At 62.8% G+C, this 16542-nt stretch carries 15 protein-coding genes; all 15 read right to left on the reverse strand.

All coding sequences use genetic code 11. From position 1 onward, the window contains the following. Positions 1-9: 9 nt before the first annotated feature. Complete coding sequence (trbJ, locus tag H0X95_RS14910; RefSeq protein WP_003103988.1) at positions 10-735, reverse strand: P-type conjugative transfer protein TrbJ; 726 nt, start codon at positions 733-735, stop codon at positions 10-12. Next, positions 732-3191, reverse strand: coding sequence for a conjugal transfer protein TrbE (gene trbE / locus H0X95_RS14915; protein WP_003103990.1), 2460 nt, complete (start codon positions 3189-3191; stop codon positions 732-734). The genes trbJ and trbE overlap by 4 nt, the downstream gene beginning before the upstream one ends. 15 nt (positions 3192-3206) lie before the next feature. After that, entirely contained in the window at positions 3207-3479 is a 273-nt protein-coding gene (locus H0X95_RS14920) for a VirB3 family type IV secretion system protein (RefSeq protein ID WP_003103993.1), read from the reverse strand. Further along, positions 3476-3859: a TrbC/VirB2 family protein gene (locus H0X95_RS14925; RefSeq protein ID WP_003103996.1), complete on the reverse strand. Its 384-nt coding sequence runs from the start codon at positions 3857-3859 to the stop codon at positions 3476-3478. The genes H0X95_RS14920 and H0X95_RS14925 overlap by 4 nt, the downstream gene beginning before the upstream one ends. After that, entirely contained in the window at positions 3856-4908 is a 1053-nt protein-coding gene (gene trbB / locus H0X95_RS14930; protein WP_003103998.1) for a P-type conjugative transfer ATPase TrbB, read from the reverse strand. Before trbB ends, H0X95_RS14925 begins: the two co-directional genes overlap by 4 nt. Beyond that, positions 4905-5369: a ribbon-helix-helix protein, CopG family gene (locus tag H0X95_RS14935; protein ID WP_003104000.1), complete on the reverse strand. Its 465-nt coding sequence runs from the start codon at positions 5367-5369 to the stop codon at positions 4905-4907. Before H0X95_RS14935 ends, trbB begins: the two co-directional genes overlap by 4 nt. Further along, positions 5366-7375, reverse strand: a complete 2010-nt coding sequence (locus H0X95_RS14940; protein WP_003104002.1) for a conjugal transfer protein TraG — start codon at positions 7373-7375, stop codon at positions 5366-5368. Before H0X95_RS14940 ends, H0X95_RS14935 begins: the two co-directional genes overlap by 4 nt. A 236-nt stretch (positions 7376-7611) precedes the next feature. Continuing rightward, on the reverse strand, positions 7612-7890 hold the full coding sequence (locus tag H0X95_RS14945; protein WP_003104004.1) for an EexN family lipoprotein: 279 nt from the start codon (positions 7888-7890) through the stop codon (positions 7612-7614). Continuing rightward, positions 7887-8831, reverse strand: coding sequence for a LysR family transcriptional regulator (locus H0X95_RS14950; protein WP_003104006.1), 945 nt, complete (start codon positions 8829-8831; stop codon positions 7887-7889). The genes H0X95_RS14945 and H0X95_RS14950 overlap by 4 nt, the downstream gene beginning before the upstream one ends. 84 nt (positions 8832-8915) lie before the next feature. Continuing rightward, positions 8916-9179 (reverse strand): hypothetical protein, encoded by a 264-nt coding sequence (locus H0X95_RS14955; RefSeq protein ID WP_126559609.1) that lies wholly within the window; start codon positions 9177-9179, stop codon positions 8916-8918. Between the two features lie 126 nt (positions 9180-9305). Beyond that, positions 9306-9938: a hypothetical protein gene (locus H0X95_RS14960; RefSeq protein WP_003104009.1), complete on the reverse strand. Its 633-nt coding sequence runs from the start codon at positions 9936-9938 to the stop codon at positions 9306-9308. Between the two features lie 22 nt (positions 9939-9960). Further along, entirely contained in the window at positions 9961-10698 is a 738-nt protein-coding gene (locus tag H0X95_RS14965; RefSeq protein ID WP_020750594.1) for a HupE/UreJ family protein, read from the reverse strand. Positions 10699-10808: 110 nt separating this feature from the next. Beyond that, on the reverse strand, positions 10809-13949 hold the full coding sequence (locus tag H0X95_RS14970) for an efflux RND transporter permease subunit (RefSeq protein WP_003104015.1): 3141 nt from the start codon (positions 13947-13949) through the stop codon (positions 10809-10811). Between the two features lie 10 nt (positions 13950-13959). Further along, positions 13960-15189 (reverse strand): efflux RND transporter periplasmic adaptor subunit, encoded by a 1230-nt coding sequence (locus H0X95_RS14975; RefSeq protein WP_003104017.1) that lies wholly within the window; start codon positions 15187-15189, stop codon positions 13960-13962. Then, positions 15186-16433, reverse strand: coding sequence for a TolC family protein (locus H0X95_RS14980; protein WP_003104019.1), 1248 nt, complete (start codon positions 16431-16433; stop codon positions 15186-15188). Before H0X95_RS14980 ends, H0X95_RS14975 begins: the two co-directional genes overlap by 4 nt. Positions 16434-16542 lie beyond the last annotated feature (109 nt).

The following is a 16542-nucleotide window of genomic DNA, read 5'->3' on the forward strand; positions in this document are numbered from 1 at the left end:
GGCCTCCCGTCAGTTGCCGTAGAAGTTCACGGACTGCGGCGTGTACGGCGTCCCTTCGCCCAGGAAGCGCCGCCGCACTTCGCGGGCGCGCTCCGTGGCCGCCGCCTGCCGCGCCAGCTCCAGCGACGCCGCCCGGTCTTGCGTGATCTGGAGCCGCTGCGACTGGATCGACTGCTTGGCCTGCAAGGCCAGCAACTGATTCATGGCCTGCATCGCCTGCAACGCACCTTCGGCCGACTGGCTCTTGCCAACGAGATCGGCCAGCACGCTCTCGTCTTCACCCAGGTTCTGCGACACCTGAGCTTGCATCTGCATCGTGGTCTGCAAGCCGTTGAGCGTGTTCCGCCAACGCTCCTGTGCGTCGCGGTACATCTGGTCGCCGCTGACGGTGGCGGCGTACTGCTCGGGATACAGGCGTGCGAACTCCCGATCCAGATTCGTCACGTCATAGGCCAAGCCTCGGGCCTGGGCGATCAGCCGCTCGGTCGTTGCCAGATTGGCGCGCAACTGGCCGACCACGCTGGACGGCAGGCTGGCGAGGTTGCGCGCCTGGTTCATCAACATCTGTGCTTCGTTCTGGAGCTGCTGGATCTGGTTGTTGATCTGCTCCAGCGTGCGGATCGCGGTCAGCGTGTTCTGCACGAGGTTCGTGGGATCGACCACGACCCATTGCGCATGAGCGGTGGCGGTGCAAAGCATGGCCGCGACGGCGGCGGCGATAAGGCGCTTCTTCATGACAGGCTCTCCTGTGGGTGGTCGGTGGTACGGAGGGAACCCGGCGCCAGGCCGGGGAACGAGGGCAGCAGGTCGGCCGCCCAATCGAGGCCGCGATGGCGCAGCCAAGCGCCCGCGAAGCCGGGTGCGCCGGCGTCCAGCAGCAGGCGGTCTATGTCGCGCTGGTCTTGCGGCGTGGACGCGCCCGCGAAGGCCAGCGCCGCCGGCCCCAGGTCGAGGTCGAACAGGCGGTTGCCGAGACGGGATTGGTAGTAGTAGTCGCGCTTGGGCTGCGCGGTGGCGACGATTTCGATCTGCCGCCTGTTGAGGCCGAAGCCCTCGTAGATCGTGCGAATCTGCGGCTCGGTGGCCTGCGGGTTGGGCAGGAAAATCCGACTCGCGCAGCTCTCGATGATCGCGGGCGCGATGCTCGAATCCTTGATGTCGGCGAGGCTCTGCGTGGCGAAGATGACGCTGACGTTCTTCTTGCGCAGCGTCTTGAGCCACTGGCGGATACGCTCGGCAAACACCGGGTCATCGAGGAATAGCCACGCTTCATCGAGGATCAGCAGCGTGGGCGCGCCGTCGAAGCGTTCATCGAAACGCGCAAAGAGGTAATGCAGCACGGCCATGACGGCGGCCTTGCTGTGCATCAGCTCCTCCATCTCGAAGCACTGCACGTCGGCCATGCCGAGCCGGTCGTGATCGGCGTCCAGCAGCTTGCCGTGCGCGCCGCCCAGCACATAGGGCGCGAGCGCTTGGCGCAGCGCGTTCGATTGCAGCAGCACGGAAAGCCCCGTCATCGTGCGCTGCTCCACCGGCGCACCGGCGAGGCTGCCGAGCGCCGACCAGATGGCCGCTTTCTCGTCGGGGCCAACCGCCACGCCTTCGTGCAGCAAGCGGCCTTCGATCCATTCGGCGGCCCAGGTGCGGTAGCCCTCACGGTCGATGCGCGCGAGTGGCTGGAAGGCGATTTCGCCATCCGTGCCCAGGTCGTAGTGCTCGCCGTCCAGGCCGAGGATCGCGGCCCGCATGGAGCGGCCCATGTCGAACGCGAAGATGCGCGAGCCGCGATAGCGGCGGAACTGCATTGCCAGCGTGGCGAGCAGAACCGACTTGCCCATGCCAGTCGGCCCCGCGACCAGCGTGTGGCCCACGTCGCCGATGTGCGTCACCAGCCGGAACGGCGTGGCGCCATCGGTGCGCGTGACGATCAGCGGCGGGCCGTCGAGGTGGTCGTTCTTCTCCGGCCCGGCCCATACCGCCGACACCGGCATCATGTGAGCCAGGTTCAGTGTCGAGACGATGGGCTGGCGCACGTTGGCGTAGGCGTTGCCCGGAATGGACGACAGCCACGCATCCACGGCGTTGAGCGTTTCGGGGATAGTCACGAAGCCCCGCCCCTGGATGACGCGCTCCACCATGCGCAGCTTCTCGTCTGCGACGGCGGCGTCCTCGTCCATGACGGTGACGGTCGCCGTCAGATAGCCGAAGGCGACTTGATCGCTTCCCAGCTCCTGCAGGGCGGCGTCCGCGTCGGCGGCCTTGTTGTTGGCGTCGGTATCGACCAGCGGGCTTTCCTGCTGGAAGATCGTTTCGCGCAGCAGCGCGATGACGTTCTTGCGCTTGGCGAACCACTGGCGGCGCAGACGGGAAAGTTCTTTTTCCGCCTCGGCTTTGTCCAGGCAGAGGAAGCGCGTACTCCAGCGGTAGGCAAAACCGAGGCGGTTGAGGTCGTCCAGAATCCCCGGCCAGGTCGAGGTCGGAAAGCCCCGCACCGACACCACGCGCAGGTGCTGGTCGCCCAGCATGGGTGCCAGGCCACCGACCAGCGCGGAGTCGGTCAGCAGCGCGTCGATGTGGAACGGCACTTCGGGCACGCCGACGCGGTAGCGCCGCGTCGAGATGGTGGCGTGCAGGTAGCTCAGCGTCTGGCTGTCATCGAGCCAGGCGATTTCCGGCATCACGCCATCGAGCAGGTCGAACACGCGATCTGTTTCCGCCACGAAGGCCGTCAGGCGCTCGCGCCAGTCCACGCCATCGGTGGGCCGGTTCTCGTACAGCATCCCCGCCGCGCGGGCGCGCGATTCCTCGGGCGGCAGGTACACCAGCGTCAGGTGATAGCCACTCTCGAAGTGATTGCCAGAGTCCTCGAAGGTGGCGCGGCGTTCCTCGTCCACCAGCCACGACAGCGGCTCAGGAAACTCCGAGTGCGGATGGTCGGCAGCGGGACGGCGCTCGGCTTCAATGAACAGCGCCCAGCCCGATCCCATACGGCGCAGCGCGTTGTTCAACCGCGCCGATGTGGCGATCAGCTCGCCTTGCGTCGCGCTGTCGAGGTCAGGCCCGCGAAACCGGGCCGTGCGCTGGAAACTGCCGTCCTTGTTCAAGACGACGCCCGGCGCGACCAGCCCGGCCCAGGGCAGCCAGTCGGCAAGTAAGGCCGGGCGCTGGCGGTATTCGGCGAGGTTCAGCATCGCGGCGTCCTCCCCTCACACGTCCAGCAGCGGGCGATGCTTGATGTGCCGGGCGAAGACTTGCATGAACTGCGGATCGACGCGCGCACCCCACACCGCCAAAGAATGGCCGACGATCCAGAGCACCACGCCGGGAATCCACAGTTGCAGGCCCAGCCCGACAGCGGCGGCCAGCGTGCCGTTGGCGATCGCCACGGTGCGCGGCGCACCGCCCAGCAGAATCGGCTCGGTCAGCGAGCGATGCAGCGGCACCTCGAAACCGTCCGCGAAGGTGTCTGGGGCACTCATACGACCGCCCCGCCGGAGAAGCTGAAGAACGACAGGAAGAAGCTCGAAGCGGCGAAGGCGATGGATAGACCGAAGACAATCTGGATCAGCTTGCGGAATCCGCCGGATGTGTCGCCGAAAGCCAGCGCGAGGCCCGTGGCGATGATGATGATGACCGCGACGATTCGCGCCACCGGCCCCTGGATGGATTCGAGGATGGATTGCAGCGGGCCTTCCCACGGCATCGAGGAACCGGCGGCCTGTGCGGTTCCGGCCAGGAACAGCAGCAGCGCGGCCAGCAGCAGCCCTTGCCCCGCAGGGCGGGCCAGGCAGCGCAGCCGCGCAAGACGCAAAGCCGGATTTGCAGAAAAACGGAAAGCAGGAATGGTCATCTGCGTCATGGCAGTTCTCCAAGTGAGTCAGGGGATGGGGAAGTCGCCGCAGCGGGTGCGGCATCGGGAAGTGGCGGCAGCTCGGGAAACGGCGTTTCCAGCGCGTCCGCCAGTTGGTAGCCCACGCCGTCGAAGCCGACGACGCGAGCGATGCTCTCGATGCGGCGCTTGCGCCCGCGCCCGGCGATGTGGATCACCACGTTGACCGCTTCGGCGATCAGCGCACGGGGCGGATTCACCGCCACTTCGAGAATCAGTTGCTCCAGGCGCTGCAGCGCGCCGAGCGCGGAGCCGGCATGGATCGTGGCGATTCCGCCCGGATGGCCTGTGCCCCACACCTTGATGAGATCCAGTGCCTCGGCGCCGCGCACTTCGCCAACGACGACGCGATCAGGCCGCAGGCGCATGGACGAGCGAACCAGCTCGGTCATCGACACCACGCCTGCGCGGGTACGCAGGGGAACGTGGTCGCGGGCCGCGCATTGCAGCTCCACCGTGTCTTCGAGCACCAGCACGCGGTCGCCGGTGGCGGCGATTTCGGCGAGCAAAGCATTGGCGAGCGTGGTCTTGCCGCTGCTGGTGGCGCCGGCGATCAGCACGTTCTGCCGCTCGCGCACGGCGCGAACGAGAAAGCCCGCTTGCGCGCTGGTCATCATCCCGTCGATGACGTACCGCTCCAGCGGAATCACGCCGATGGCGCGCTTGCGCAGCGCGAAGACCGGCCCCGGCGCTGCCGGCGGCAAGATGCCCTCGAAGCGTTCGCCCGTTTCGGGCAACTCGGCGGACAACAGCGGCTGGCCGCGATGCACTTCCGCGCCAACGTGGGCGGCCACGAGGCGGATGATTCGCTCGCCGTCCGCCTCGGGCAGTTCCACGCCCATCGGCGCGCGCCCACTGGAAAGCCGATCCACCCAAAGGGTGCGATCGGGATTCAGCATCACCTCCACCACGTCCGGGTCTTCGAGCGCGGCGGCGATCAGCGGCCCCATCGCCGTGCGCAGCATCTGGATGCGGCGGTCGAGCGACGTGGCGGTTATGGATTGGGGAACGGCGCTCATGACGCACGCTCCCGCGCTTGGGCGGCTGCCGCCGCGTCCTCCATCCGCATCGGATCGGGATGCAGTTCCTCCACCACGTCGCGCACCAAGCTGCGGCCCCGCAGCAGGTGGCGGCCAAGCTTCTCGGTGAACTGCTCGAAGCGCGCTTTGCCCTGCGCGCGTGCCGCGTCTTGGTGCGCCTCGGGAACCGGCGTGCTCACGGTCAGGTAGTAGCGGATGAACAGCGCCAGCGTTTCGATGGCGATGTTCTGGTCGCGCTCCATTCGCTCGGCCTGGCGCGAGAGGCGATCCAGCCGCTTGGCAATGGCCGCCTCGCGCTGGTCGGCAGCGTCGGGCGACAGCCACGATGCGAGCGCCGCCGCGACAATGGACGACTTGGACACGCCTTTCTTGGCGGCCAGCTCGTCCAGGCGCTTGGCGTGCTCCGGCTGGATGAACAAGTTGAGGCGGTAGTGGCTCATAGCTCGATTCCGTCGTTGGGGTCGAGGGAAGCCAGCCGGGCCGTGCGCTGCATGGCTGGATCGAGCTGGCGAGGAAGGGGAAGCGGCAAATCGTCGTCGTCATCGAGTAGCCCAAGGTCGGCCGCGGGCGCGGCCAGCTCGGGGTCGTAGGCGACGGTTTCGGAGAGTTCGGGCTGACGGCGCGGGCCGCCGTCGTCGGCCGAAGCCGAGTTCTCCAGGCCATCGGCGGATGCCGTGGCAGGTGCAGCGGGCACGGACGGAATCGCCAGCCCGCTCCAGTCGTCGGGCCGCGACGGCGGCGCGTCGGCGTACTGCTGGTTCGCCAGCGTGGGCGGTGGCAGCACGCGACGCTTGAAATTGGCGTCCGCGTAGTAGCGCAGTTTCTTCGCCTTGATCGGCGCCACGCTGGACACCATCACCACGGCCTCGTCGGGCGGAAGCTGCATCACCTCGCCGGGCGTGAGGAGCGGTCGGGCCGTTTCCTGGCGCGACACCATGAGATGCCCGAGCCACGGCGCCAGCCGGTGGCCCGCATAGTTGCGCTGGGCGCGCAGCTCGGTGGCCGTACCCAGCGTCTCGGAGATGCGCTTGGCGGTGCGTTCGTCGTTCGTGGCGAACGTCACGCGCACATGGCAGTTGTCGAGGATGGAGTGGTTTTGCCCATACGCCTTGTCGATCTGATTGAGCGACTGCGCAATGAGGAAGCTGCGGATGCCATAGCCGGCCATGAAGGCCAGCGCCGTCTCGAAGAAGTCCAGGCGCCCCAGCGCCGGGAACTCATCGAGCATCAACAGCAGCTTGTGGCGGCGCTCGATGCCGTCGGAGCCGTCGAGCGATTCGGTGAGGCGCCGGCCGATCTGGTTGAGGATCAGGCGAATGAGCGGCTTCGTCCGCGAAATGTCCGAAGGCGGCACCACCAGGTACAGCGACACCGGATGCTCGGCAGCGATCAGGTCGGCGATGCGCCAATCGCAGCGCGAGGTGACTTCGGCCACCGTCGGGTCGCGGTACAGACCGAGGAACGACATGGCGGTGCTCAACACGCCAGAACGCTCGTTGTCCGATTTGTTGAGCACTTCGCGCGCCGCAGAGGCGACGACCGGATGCGGCCCATCGCCCAGGTGCGGCGTGGTCATCATCCGGTGCAAGGTCAGCTCGAACGGGCTGGCCGGGTCGGACAGGAAGTTGGCGACGCCGCGCAGCGTCTTGTCCTCGCCGGCGTAGAGCACATGCAAGATCGCACCGACCAACAGCGCGTGGCTGGTTTTCTCCCAATGGTTCCTGCGCTCCAGCGCGCCTTCGGGATCGACCAGAATGTCCGCGATGTTCTGAACGTCGCGCACCTCATGCGCGCCGCGCCGCACCTCCAGCAGCGGGTTGTAGGCCGCCGACTTCGCATCCGTGGGGTTGAACAGCAGGCAATGAGAGAAGCGCGAGCGCCAGCCGGCGGTGATCTGCCAGTTCTCGCCTTTGATGTCGTGGACGACGGCGGATGCAGGCCAGGAAAGCAGTGTCGGCACCACGAGGCCGACACCCTTGCCCGATCGCGTAGGCGCAAAGGTCAGGACGTGTTCCGGGCCTTCGTGGCGAAGGTACTGGCGGTCGTGCTGGCCCAGGAACACGCCGGCCGGCAGCGTGAGGCCCGCTTTGCGAATGTCATCCGCGTTCGCCCAACGGGCCGAGCCGTAGGTCGTGACCAGGCGCGACTGCCGCGAGCGCCAGATCGACATGCCGATGGCGACCACCACCGCCAGCAGGCCGCTGCCGCCCGCGATGGCGCCGCCGGTGTCGAACACGCGCGGCGCGTAGGCGTCGAAGAAGAACCACCACTCGAACAGGCGCCATGGGTGGTAGATCGGCGTGCCGAGAAGATCGAACCAGGGCGAGCCAAGGCGTAGCTGGTAGCCAAGGGCTGCTGCTGTCCATTGTGTGGCGCCCCACACTCCGGCGATCACGATGCCAAATACCACGGCGATCTGACCGAACAGCACGCTCGTCCCTTGCATGACCTGGCCTCCGATTTCTCCTGAGCTGATTCCTCATGGAAGAAGCGGCACAAAGGCGTGCCGCAAGCGTCAGAATCGGTGCCGGGTCGGTGCCGGTCAAAGACCGTTTTCAGCAGAAAGGTCGAGCAAAAAGACAGAATGAGTGCGACGGCGAATCAAAGAATAACGCCGCAAGCGCAGGCGCATTGCGGCGTGTCGAGCAGAAAAATGAAGGTGATGCGGCGAGCCGCCGACAATCAGAACTTGGGAGGTTCCTTCGGCGGCGTGTACGGCGTTTCACCGTCGCCATAGAACCGCTTGCGTGTGGCCTCAGCCACTCGGTTGCACAGCACGTCGCCCAGCTTGGGGCGATCGGTCTTGCACTGCTGGCGAAGCTCCTTGAGCCGTTCGGGGTTGGCCGCCAGTTCTTCCACCGACGGGACATTCGCTTCTGTGGTGTTGGCCCTCTGAGGCGTTTCGGACTGGCCGCAGGCGGTCAACGCCGCCACCAGTAAGAACGGAATGATCTTCTTCATGGCGCAGGTTCCTCCGGGGGATCAAGATTGCGGCCCAGCATGGGCCTGGGAGATTCCAGAGATTCGATGGCCTGTACGCGCTCAATGAATCGGGCCAGAACCTCCGATGGTTCGCCTATAGGGTGCAGCAGATAGGTTGTCAGGGGTGGGACACGTGATGCCAGGGGACGAGCCACCACCCCCGGCTCTCTGCTGGCTGTAATATGTGCTGCACCCGTAAGCCCAAGCGCGAAGCCGGCCGATACAAGCGCCATCATCAAATCGCAGGAGGCCACGCGCTCCGCGATCAAGGGTTCCATGTCCGCCCGGCGCAGTATCCGATCAACGTGTTTCGCGTGGCTTTCGCAAACCTGCGGGTCGCATAGAACCAGAGGGTAGCGGAGCAGTTCCTCCAACGGAATGCGCTTATGTGCCAGCAGAGGATGCCGAGCCGGCACAGCCACCATGAGCGCATCGCTCCAGACTGGTATAGCGACGATGCCATCGCCCACTTCGTCTGATTGCGCGAATCCTACGTCATAAAGATCGTCATGTAGCCCCTTGATTTGTTGCGACAACGGCACTTCGGAAAAGCGAATTTCGACTTCAGGTTCTTCCTGTCGGCATAGGGCGAGCACTGCCGGAAGGCGCGATGGTGTAATACCGTCCGACAAGGCCACCCGCAACTGACCGTGAAATCCATTGGCTGCTGCTTTTACGCTGTCGCGCGCCTGTTGCAGAACAGCGAATACCCGGCGGGCATGCTCCAGAAACAGCTTGCCAGCACGTGTTAGCCGGGTGCTGCGTGTGGTGCGGGCAAACAGCACAACACCTAGTTCCTCCTCTAGCTCCTTAATGGCACGAGAAAGTGGAGATTGTTCGATGTGCAGCTTCTCCGCTGCCCTAGCGAAGTGAAGCTCCTCCGCTACGGCGAGAAAGTATTTCAGATGTCTCAACTCCATAGACGAATAGCTCCCAATAGCTCCCACGAGTGCGCATCGCAGGCGGTAGCCGCGACCTGTGAGTCGCGGCTACGCTCTGAACAATCAGTTGCCGTCGTTGGATGAACCGCGGGCTGCGGGAGACTGTGCCGCGTTTGGCTTCTTCTTCGCGGCGTCGCACTGCTCTTTCAGCTTCTTCACTTCGGGATAAGCCACGTCACTGATATACCGCTTCGTATCTGCCAATTGCTCGCATGTCTTCGGTATGGCCTTCGCATCGTCGTCATGCCCGCCGGTATGGGCCATCACGAATGGCGAAGCGAGCGAGGCGCTAGCTAGAGCTGCAATCAAAACCGGACGAATGTTCATTTCAATATCTCCTGGGGTAAGGCCCGGCCTACGTGGCAGGGCGGGAAACTTCGACTTCCTGCCATGCAATTGGCATGGCAGGAAAGCCGGAGTGCATGGGACATGTGCCCGTAACCAATTTGCCAATCACAAGACACGCTTCATTTCCGCGTATTGGCCGCGAGTGCGAACAATCACCGTTACATCAGCATCGCCACGGTTCCGCCAGAACCAACCGTGATTGCCATTAAAGGCGGCCTGGATCACGCCATCACTTGCGGGCACAGCTCGACCTTTTTCATAGCTGATGGACTGTCCGCCGCCATCGCCGTGGGTATCGAAATTCACTACGCCGCCTTCGCTAGTCCAACTGAACTCGGCCTGTTCGCCGGCCTTCATGCTCAACTTCACTTCGGCCCCTTGGCCGGACTTGAGTACGACGCGCATTTCATCGCGCCAAGCAGAATCGTTCGTCACCTGTGCGGTACTTTGCGCCTGTGCAGGCACGACGGTGCCTGCATTCCCAGTCGTCACGGCAACGGCCTTGGCCGCATCCATTGCGGCGTCGGCAGCAGCTTCTTCGGCCAACTGCGTTTTGATTCCCCCCATTTCCGTCAGGCCGAGTACGCGGCCAATTCCTGTTGGATCGATCGCATGCTCGGAGGGAAGGACGATGGCGACCAGAATTGCGATGGCAGCGACGAGTGCAATAAACGTCGAGCGCAGCAGTTGTTTCGATGAAGGAAGATCGTCGAGGGTTGGCTTGGATACGTTGTACATAAATATTTTCTCCGAGTGCGATTCAGGAAACGAAGTAGCCGGTGAGCTGATAGCCGATCAGAATGAAGCCGGCACACATCATCGCTACGTTTGCGGTGTACGCATGGCGCCAGAAACTTGCGGTTCGGCGCCAGTAGCTCATTGCGATCAGAATGGAGCCGAGCGCAAGCAACTGTCCGATTTCAACTCCGACATTGAATGCCAACAGATTTGGAATCAGGCCATCAGGTGAGATGTTGTATTCGATGATTTTGGTGGACAGGCCAAATCCGTGAAATAGTCCAAATACAACCGTTGCAACTTTCGTGTTGGGCTGAAAGCCGAGCCATCGCTGAAATGCGCCGATGTTGTCGAGTGCCTTGTAAACCACCGAAAGGCCGATGATCGCGTCGATGATGTAGCTATTGATCCCGACGTTGAAATACACGCCAAGCAGCATCGTCGTCGAGTGGCCGATGGCAAATAGCGTCACATACAGGGCGATATGCTTCATCCGGTACAGGAAGAAGATCACACCGAGCAGGAACAGGATATGGTCGTACCCTGTCGCCATGTGCTTCGCCCCTAGATACATAAAAGGGATGAGGTTGACGCCGGATATTTCCTGGATGTAGCCCTTATCACCCTCGGCAACGGCATGGGCGAGCGCCTGATTCGCACACGCGAACAACAGGAGAACCGTCGCCATGAGAAACAGGGAAATCCGTTGCCAGATCGGTCGATAGCGATCCAGTATTACGTCAAGTGATCTTTCACGCATGAATGTCATACCTCAATTAATCTCCTAAAAATCCTTGTTGTTCGAGTGCGGCAAGCATCTTTCTTGCGTTCGCCGCACCATGTGAACCTGTTGATAAATTGGCATCGTGCTTACGCTGGCGCGGTGTTCTGGCGGTCGGTACGCCGATGAATGAGGCGATACAGGGCCGGCAGTACCAGCAACGTCAGCAGCGTCGAAGAGACAATGCCGCCGATGACGACAGTTGCGAGGGGTCGTTGCACTTCCGCGCCCGTTCCAACGTTGATGGCCATCGGTACGAAACCGAGGCTTGCAACCAGCGCAGTCATCAGCACCGGGCGTAGCCGCGTCATCGCGCCATTCACAATGGCATCCTGAATCGGCGCGCCATCGTGGTGCAGCTTGCGAATGAAGCTCACCATCACCAGGCCGTTGAGCACTGCCACACCGGATAGGGCAATGAAGCCGACCCCTGCCGAAATCGAAAGCGGAATATCGCGCAGCCACAATGCGGCAATGCCGCCTGTCAGTGCCAATGGTACGCCGCTAAAGACGACCGTGGCGTCCCGGCCCGAGCCGAAGGCCATGAACAGAAGGCCGAAGATCAGAACCAGTACAGCCGGCACGACGACGGACAGCCGTTGGCTCGCCGAAATGAGTTGCTCGAACGTGCCCCCGTAGTTGACCCAATAGCCCTCTGGCAGTGTGATTTCGCGGCTTACGCGCTCACGCAGCTCTTCCACGAACGACCCTAGATCGCGTCCGCGCACATTGCTGGTAATGACGATCCGGCGTTTACCGTTCTCGCGGCTGATCTGATTGGGGCCGGGAGCCACTTCGATTGACGCAAGCTGGCCGAGCGGCACGTAAGCGGCTTGGCCCGGTGCGGCAGCAGCGCCGGTCGGAACGGGAATGGGCAGTGTCGCCAGTGCTTTAGGGTCTTGGCGCTGCGCTTCGGGCAGCCGAACCACAATATCGAAGCGGCGATCGCCCTCAAACACTTGGCCAGCGACGGCACCACCAAGAGCGATTGCCACCGTCTGCTGTATGTCGTCGATCGCCAGGCCGTACCGGGACAGTGCATCCACGTTCGGCGTGATTGTCATCAGCGGCAGGCCCGTAATCTGTTCGAGTGCCACGTCGGCAGATCCCTCGATACTCTCGGCCACGGCTTCAATCTTGGAGCCTAGTTGGGCCAGTTGCTCCATGTCATCGCCATACACCTTGATCGCCACCTCGGCACGGACACCCGCGATCAACTCATTCATGCGCATCTGCACGGGCTGAGTGAACTCGTAGTTGTTGCCGGGAATGGTGTTCACCGCCTTTTCCAGTTCGGCAAGCAGTACGGCTCTCGGTTTGCGCGGATCAGGCCATTCGCTGCGATCCTTGAGCATGATGAAGGTGTCAGCCACCGAAGGAGGCATGGGATCAGTCGCAACCTCGGCAGTACCGATCTTGGCAACGACTTCCTCAACCTCTGGAAACTCCTTGATCCGCGCTTCCAACTGGCGCTGCATGCCAATCGCCTGGGTCAGACTCGTTCCGGGAATCCGCATCGCGTGCAAGGCGATGTCGCCTTCATCCAGATTGGGGATGAACTCGGTGCCCAGGCGCGTCGCAAGCAAACCAGACAGCACTACCAACACTGACGCCGCCGCGACAACGGCGACCCTTAGCCTGATTGCCTTCTGGAGAAGTGGCGCATAGAAGCGGCTGATGCCGCGCATCACCTTGGTTTCCTTCTCGGAAACCTTGCCGGTGACAAACAGCGCGACCGCAGCGGGCACGAAAGTCAGGGACAACACCATCGCACCAGTCAATGCGATCACGACGGTAAGCGCCATCGGATGGAACATCTTTCCTTCCACACCCGACAACGCGAAGATTGGAAGGTAAACCGCCGTGATGATGAATAATCCGAACAGGGCAGGCTTGATGACCTCTGCACTGGCGCTCGAAACCAGCGAGAAACGCTCATCGCGGGTCAACAGCCGACCGAGCTGGTGCTGTCGTTCGCTGAACCTGCGCAAGCAGTTCTCCACGATGATGACCGCACCATCGACAATCAGGCCGAAATCCAGTGCGCCCAAGCTCATCAGGTTGGCCGAGATTCGGTTTTGCACCATGCCGGTGATCGTCAGCAGCATGGCAAGCGGAATGACCGCTGCGGTTATCAGGGCTGCACGCAGGTTGCCTAGCAACATGAACAGCACGGCAATCACCAGCAACGCGCCTTCCAGAAGATTCTTCTGCACGGTTGCGATGGTGCGGTCAACGAGTTGAGTGCGGTCATAAACCGCGTGTGCTCGGACTCCCTCGGGAAGTGTCGCGTCGATTTCAGCGAGCTTTTCCACCGTGCGCTGTGCAACCGCTCGGCTGTTCTCGCCAATCAGCATGAATGCCGTTCCCAGCACGACCTCCTTGCCGTCTTTCGTGGCCGCGCCGGTTCGTAGTTCGCTACCCTCCAGAACTTCCGCCACGTCGGATATTCGGAGTGGCAGCCCATCGCGCGTTGCCACGACAATTTTCCGCAGTCGCTCGATGTCGCCTACCTGTCCGGGGATGCGGATCAGGTACTGCTCGCCGTGACGTTCGATGTAGCCGGCACCGACGTTGGCGTTGTTCCGCGCAACGGCGTTCAGCACGTCGTTCATCGTCAACTCGTAGGCCAGCAGCTTGACCGGATCGGGTGTGATGTGGAACTGACGCACGTAACCGCCGATGGTGTTGACCTCGGTGACGCCTTTCAGATTGCGGAGCTGCGGACGCACCGACCAGTCTTGCAATGTGCGCAGCGCCGTCGGCGTCCAGATTTCCTCGTAGCCCTTCTCGGGTTCCAAGGTGTACATGAATATCTCGCCCAGGCCGGTTGCCACCGGGCCGAGAGAAGGATTCAGGCCCGCCGGAAGTTGCGAAGATGCCTGCTGCAAGCGTTCGGCAACCTGCTGGCGGGCAAAGTAAATGTCGGTGCCGTCCTCAAAGACCGCAGTGACTTGCGACAGGCCGTAGCGGGAAATCGAGCGGGTGTAGTCCAGCCGGGCGAGGCCAGCGAGCGCCGTCTCAACCGGGAAAGTGACGCGCTGCTCCGCCTCCATTGGCGAGTAGCCTGGTGCCTCGGTATTGATCTGTACCTGGACGTTGGTAATGTCCGGTATCGCGTCGATCGGCAAGCGGCTGTAGTTCCAGACGCCCAGCCCGGACAGGGCGAGCACCAATAGAAGCACGAGCCAGCGATGCGCGATGGACGCGCGAATGATACGTTCGAGCATGTCCGCGTCCTTAGTGATCGTGGCTTGCGCCAGACTTTTCGATGTCTTGGCGTATCAGGAAACTTTGCTCGGCCACGTAGTTCGTGCCGGGCTTGAGTCCGCTAGTCACTTCGGCGTATTCACCATCACGCTCGCCAAGTTCGAGCATTCGGACTTCGTATGTCTCGCCAACCTGTGCGAAAACCACGGTGAAGTCGCGGAATCGCTGCAACCCGGACTCTTTTACCGCCAGCGGTACGTTGCGCGTGCCTACTGTGACCTCGGCCGCCACGGTCATGCCGGGGCGCCAGCGCCCCTCCGGGTTCGGGATGCTGACGCGGGCAATGACGCTCTGGCCGCTGCCAGCCACCGGCAACAATCGCTGGATCTTTCCGCTGGCTTCGGTCTTCCCGGTGGCTGACCGGATTCGTACCGGCTGCCCTGGCTGTAGGGCTTCGGCATCGGTGCCGATGGCGCGCAGGTCGATCCATACGTAGGACGGGTCAGCCAGCTCGAACAGCGCACCTGCTTCGGCCACATCACCGACGTTCGTGTTGCGTGCGAGTACCACGCCGTCGAATGGTGCGGTAATCGGGTAGGTGCGCATGCTGTCGTTGCCCTCAACGATGGCCAGTGTCTGGCCGCGGCGGACTCGTTCGCCCTGCTGCACGTTCACTGATCGCACGATGCCAGGAAAGCGTGCGCGAACCGCTGCGTGTCTGTCGGCATCCAGAACAACGGTTCCCATCAGCCGCACAACGTCTCGGATGACCGCCGGCCCCGCTGATTCGGTTTTGATGCCGGCATCCTTGGCGATACCAGCCGGAATGCTTACGCGGCCCTCATAGGATTCATAAGACCAAGTGGACCTCTTTCCGGCGTGTTCGGCGGACACGGCGACATCGAAAGAATGCGGCTCGGTCACTTCACCGCTGCCGACCAGATAGTTGCCTTCTGGCCTGAACGTGAATTGGTTGACCTCGCCATCCAAACGGGAGAGCTTGATCGTTGCGGCAACATCAGCGGGGGCGACTGGCTTGCCGTCACGATAGGCGTAGAGCCTGTAATGTGGGGGGGCGTTGGTTTCGTAGATGGTGACTTCCAAAGCGAAGTCTCCATCGCGGAGTAGCCGGCCATTGTTTGGGCCGCGCTCATAGCTTCCGCTGGCTTGGGCGCTGGCCGCCTCTTTGGGCTTGTCGCCGCCAGGGCTGCATGCAGCGGCAAACACACAAAGTAGCAACAGGGAAAGAATGCGAATCATGGTGCGGTGTCCTCAACGGTGGCGGTGAGGCGTTCCACCTCGACCAGCAGAAGGTGATAGCGAGTGGCGGCTTCCACAGCGCGCGCGCGCAGATCGAATAGCGTTCGCTGCGCTTGAGCCAACGACAAATAGGAGAATCGGCCCTGCTCGAAACCGCGACGAGTCGTTGCCAAAGCGCTTTCAGCCATAGGCAGCATTCGTGCGCGTAGCGAGTCAGCCTCTGTCCGTGCGTGCGTGAGTTCCTGATATTTGTCGAACAGCGCCTGGTGGCGCTCGAAGCGCTCGGCGTCACGCCGCGCTTCAAGCGCAGCAAGCTCCGCATTGGCCTGGGACACCGCGTATCCAGAGCGCGTCGGGCTGCCCAGCGGCACCGAGATCGACATCACTACGCCGTGATCCTTGTAGTCTTCCAAACGCCGCACGCCCAAGCTGACGTCGATGTTGGGTTTGGCTTCGGCCTCCGCGAGCCGGCGGCGGGCGCCGATGGTGTCGGCCTGCAAACGCGAAGCCCACAGTTCCGGCGTCATGGGCAAACGGGCAGCCAGCGTCTCGAATGGCGCCACGGTCGGCAAGGTTTGGAGGTCACCGACGACTTCGCCGAAGTCGGGGGTCATTGCCCCCCAGCTCGCGGCCAAAGTCATCTTGGCGCTCGCCAATTCGAGTTCAGCACTCTCGCGATTGAGCTGCGCCTCAGCGACCGCAATATCGGCGGCCTGCAAATCCGACTCAGGATTGCGAGCGGCTTTTACCCACGCTGCAACCTCTCGACGGGTGCGCTCCGCTTGCTTGATACGCTCCTCGGCATACGTCAATCGCTGTTGCCTAGCGAGCACTTCAATGAAGCGGGCCGTAGTTGAACTGGCCAGGTCGATCCGCGTTTTGGTGGCCTGATGCTCTTGTTCTCTCAGTTCGGCTTGTCCCAGCGTTTGGCGAGCCTCGCGCTTGCCACCGAGTTCTATGACCCGACCGATGCGCAATGTCGTTTCGGCCGAGCGGATACCTCGCAGGTTGCCGTTCCCAGCGACGTTCTCAACCTCGCCGCCAATGGTGTAAGGCGGTGGCAGGGCTTCGCGCTGTGTGCGCGCTCGAACGGCCTGGAGCTGCGCCGTTTCGGCGGCGATGGATGGGTGGGCGGCCAGTGCGCGGGAGACAGCCTCCTCCAATCGCAGGGGTTCGGCGGCCAGGGCGGTGGATGTACCGCAGGCTCCGACAAACACCAAGGCTACTAAGCGGATCAAATTCATGAAAATCCTCACGACGACGACAGGTGGCGAGCAAACGATTCCGCGTCACGGCTGCTCGCACACGCCTTAGTGGAATCGTCATAAACCGATCATCAATCGGTTTTTCAGG

It is taken from the genome of Burkholderia sp. 9779_493, from assembly GCF_015712215.1.
Taxonomy (GTDB): Bacteria; Pseudomonadota; Gammaproteobacteria; order Burkholderiales; family Burkholderiaceae; genus Burkholderia; species Burkholderia cenocepacia.

What these genes read in the sequence shown, in the direction of transcription:
- trbJ (WP_003103988.1), bottom strand. Translation starts at nt 735, where the DNA reads ATGAAGAAGCGCCTTATCGCCGCCGCCGTCGCGGCCATGCTTTGCACC.
- H0X95_RS14940 (WP_003104002.1), bottom strand. Translation starts at nt 7,375, where the DNA reads ATGCAAGGGACGAGCGTGCTGTTCGGTCAGATCGCCGTGGTATTTGGC.
- H0X95_RS14965 (WP_020750594.1), bottom strand. Translation starts at nt 10,698, where the DNA reads ATGCGTGAAAGATCACTTGACGTAATACTGGATCGCTATCGACCGATC.
- trbE (WP_003103990.1), bottom strand. Translation starts at nt 3,191, where the DNA reads ATGCTGAACCTCGCCGAATACCGCCAGCGCCCGGCCTTACTTGCCGAC.
- H0X95_RS14925 (WP_003103996.1), bottom strand. Translation starts at nt 3,859, where the DNA reads ATGACGCAGATGACCATTCCTGCTTTCCGTTTTTCTGCAAATCCGGCT.
- H0X95_RS14935 (WP_003104000.1), bottom strand. Translation starts at nt 5,369, where the DNA reads ATGAGCCACTACCGCCTCAACTTGTTCATCCAGCCGGAGCACGCCAAG.
- H0X95_RS14960 (WP_003104009.1), bottom strand. Translation starts at nt 9,938, where the DNA reads ATGTACAACGTATCCAAGCCAACCCTCGACGATCTTCCTTCATCGAAA.
- H0X95_RS14950 (WP_003104006.1), bottom strand. Translation starts at nt 8,831, where the DNA reads ATGGAGTTGAGACATCTGAAATACTTTCTCGCCGTAGCGGAGGAGCTT.
- H0X95_RS14945 (WP_003104004.1), bottom strand. Translation starts at nt 7,890, where the DNA reads ATGAAGAAGATCATTCCGTTCTTACTGGTGGCGGCGTTGACCGCCTGC.
- H0X95_RS14955 (WP_126559609.1), bottom strand. Translation starts at nt 9,179, where the DNA reads ATGAACATTCGTCCGGTTTTGATTGCAGCTCTAGCTAGCGCCTCGCTC.
- H0X95_RS14980 (WP_003104019.1), bottom strand. Translation starts at nt 16,433, where the DNA reads ATGAATTTGATCCGCTTAGTAGCCTTGGTGTTTGTCGGAGCCTGCGGT.
- H0X95_RS14970 (WP_003104015.1), bottom strand. Translation starts at nt 13,949, where the DNA reads ATGCTCGAACGTATCATTCGCGCGTCCATCGCGCATCGCTGGCTCGTG.
- H0X95_RS14975 (WP_003104017.1), bottom strand. Translation starts at nt 15,189, where the DNA reads ATGATTCGCATTCTTTCCCTGTTGCTACTTTGTGTGTTTGCCGCTGCA.
- trbB (WP_003103998.1), bottom strand. Translation starts at nt 4,908, where the DNA reads ATGAGCGCCGTTCCCCAATCCATAACCGCCACGTCGCTCGACCGCCGC.
- H0X95_RS14920 (WP_003103993.1), bottom strand. Translation starts at nt 3,479, where the DNA reads ATGAGTGCCCCAGACACCTTCGCGGACGGTTTCGAGGTGCCGCTGCAT.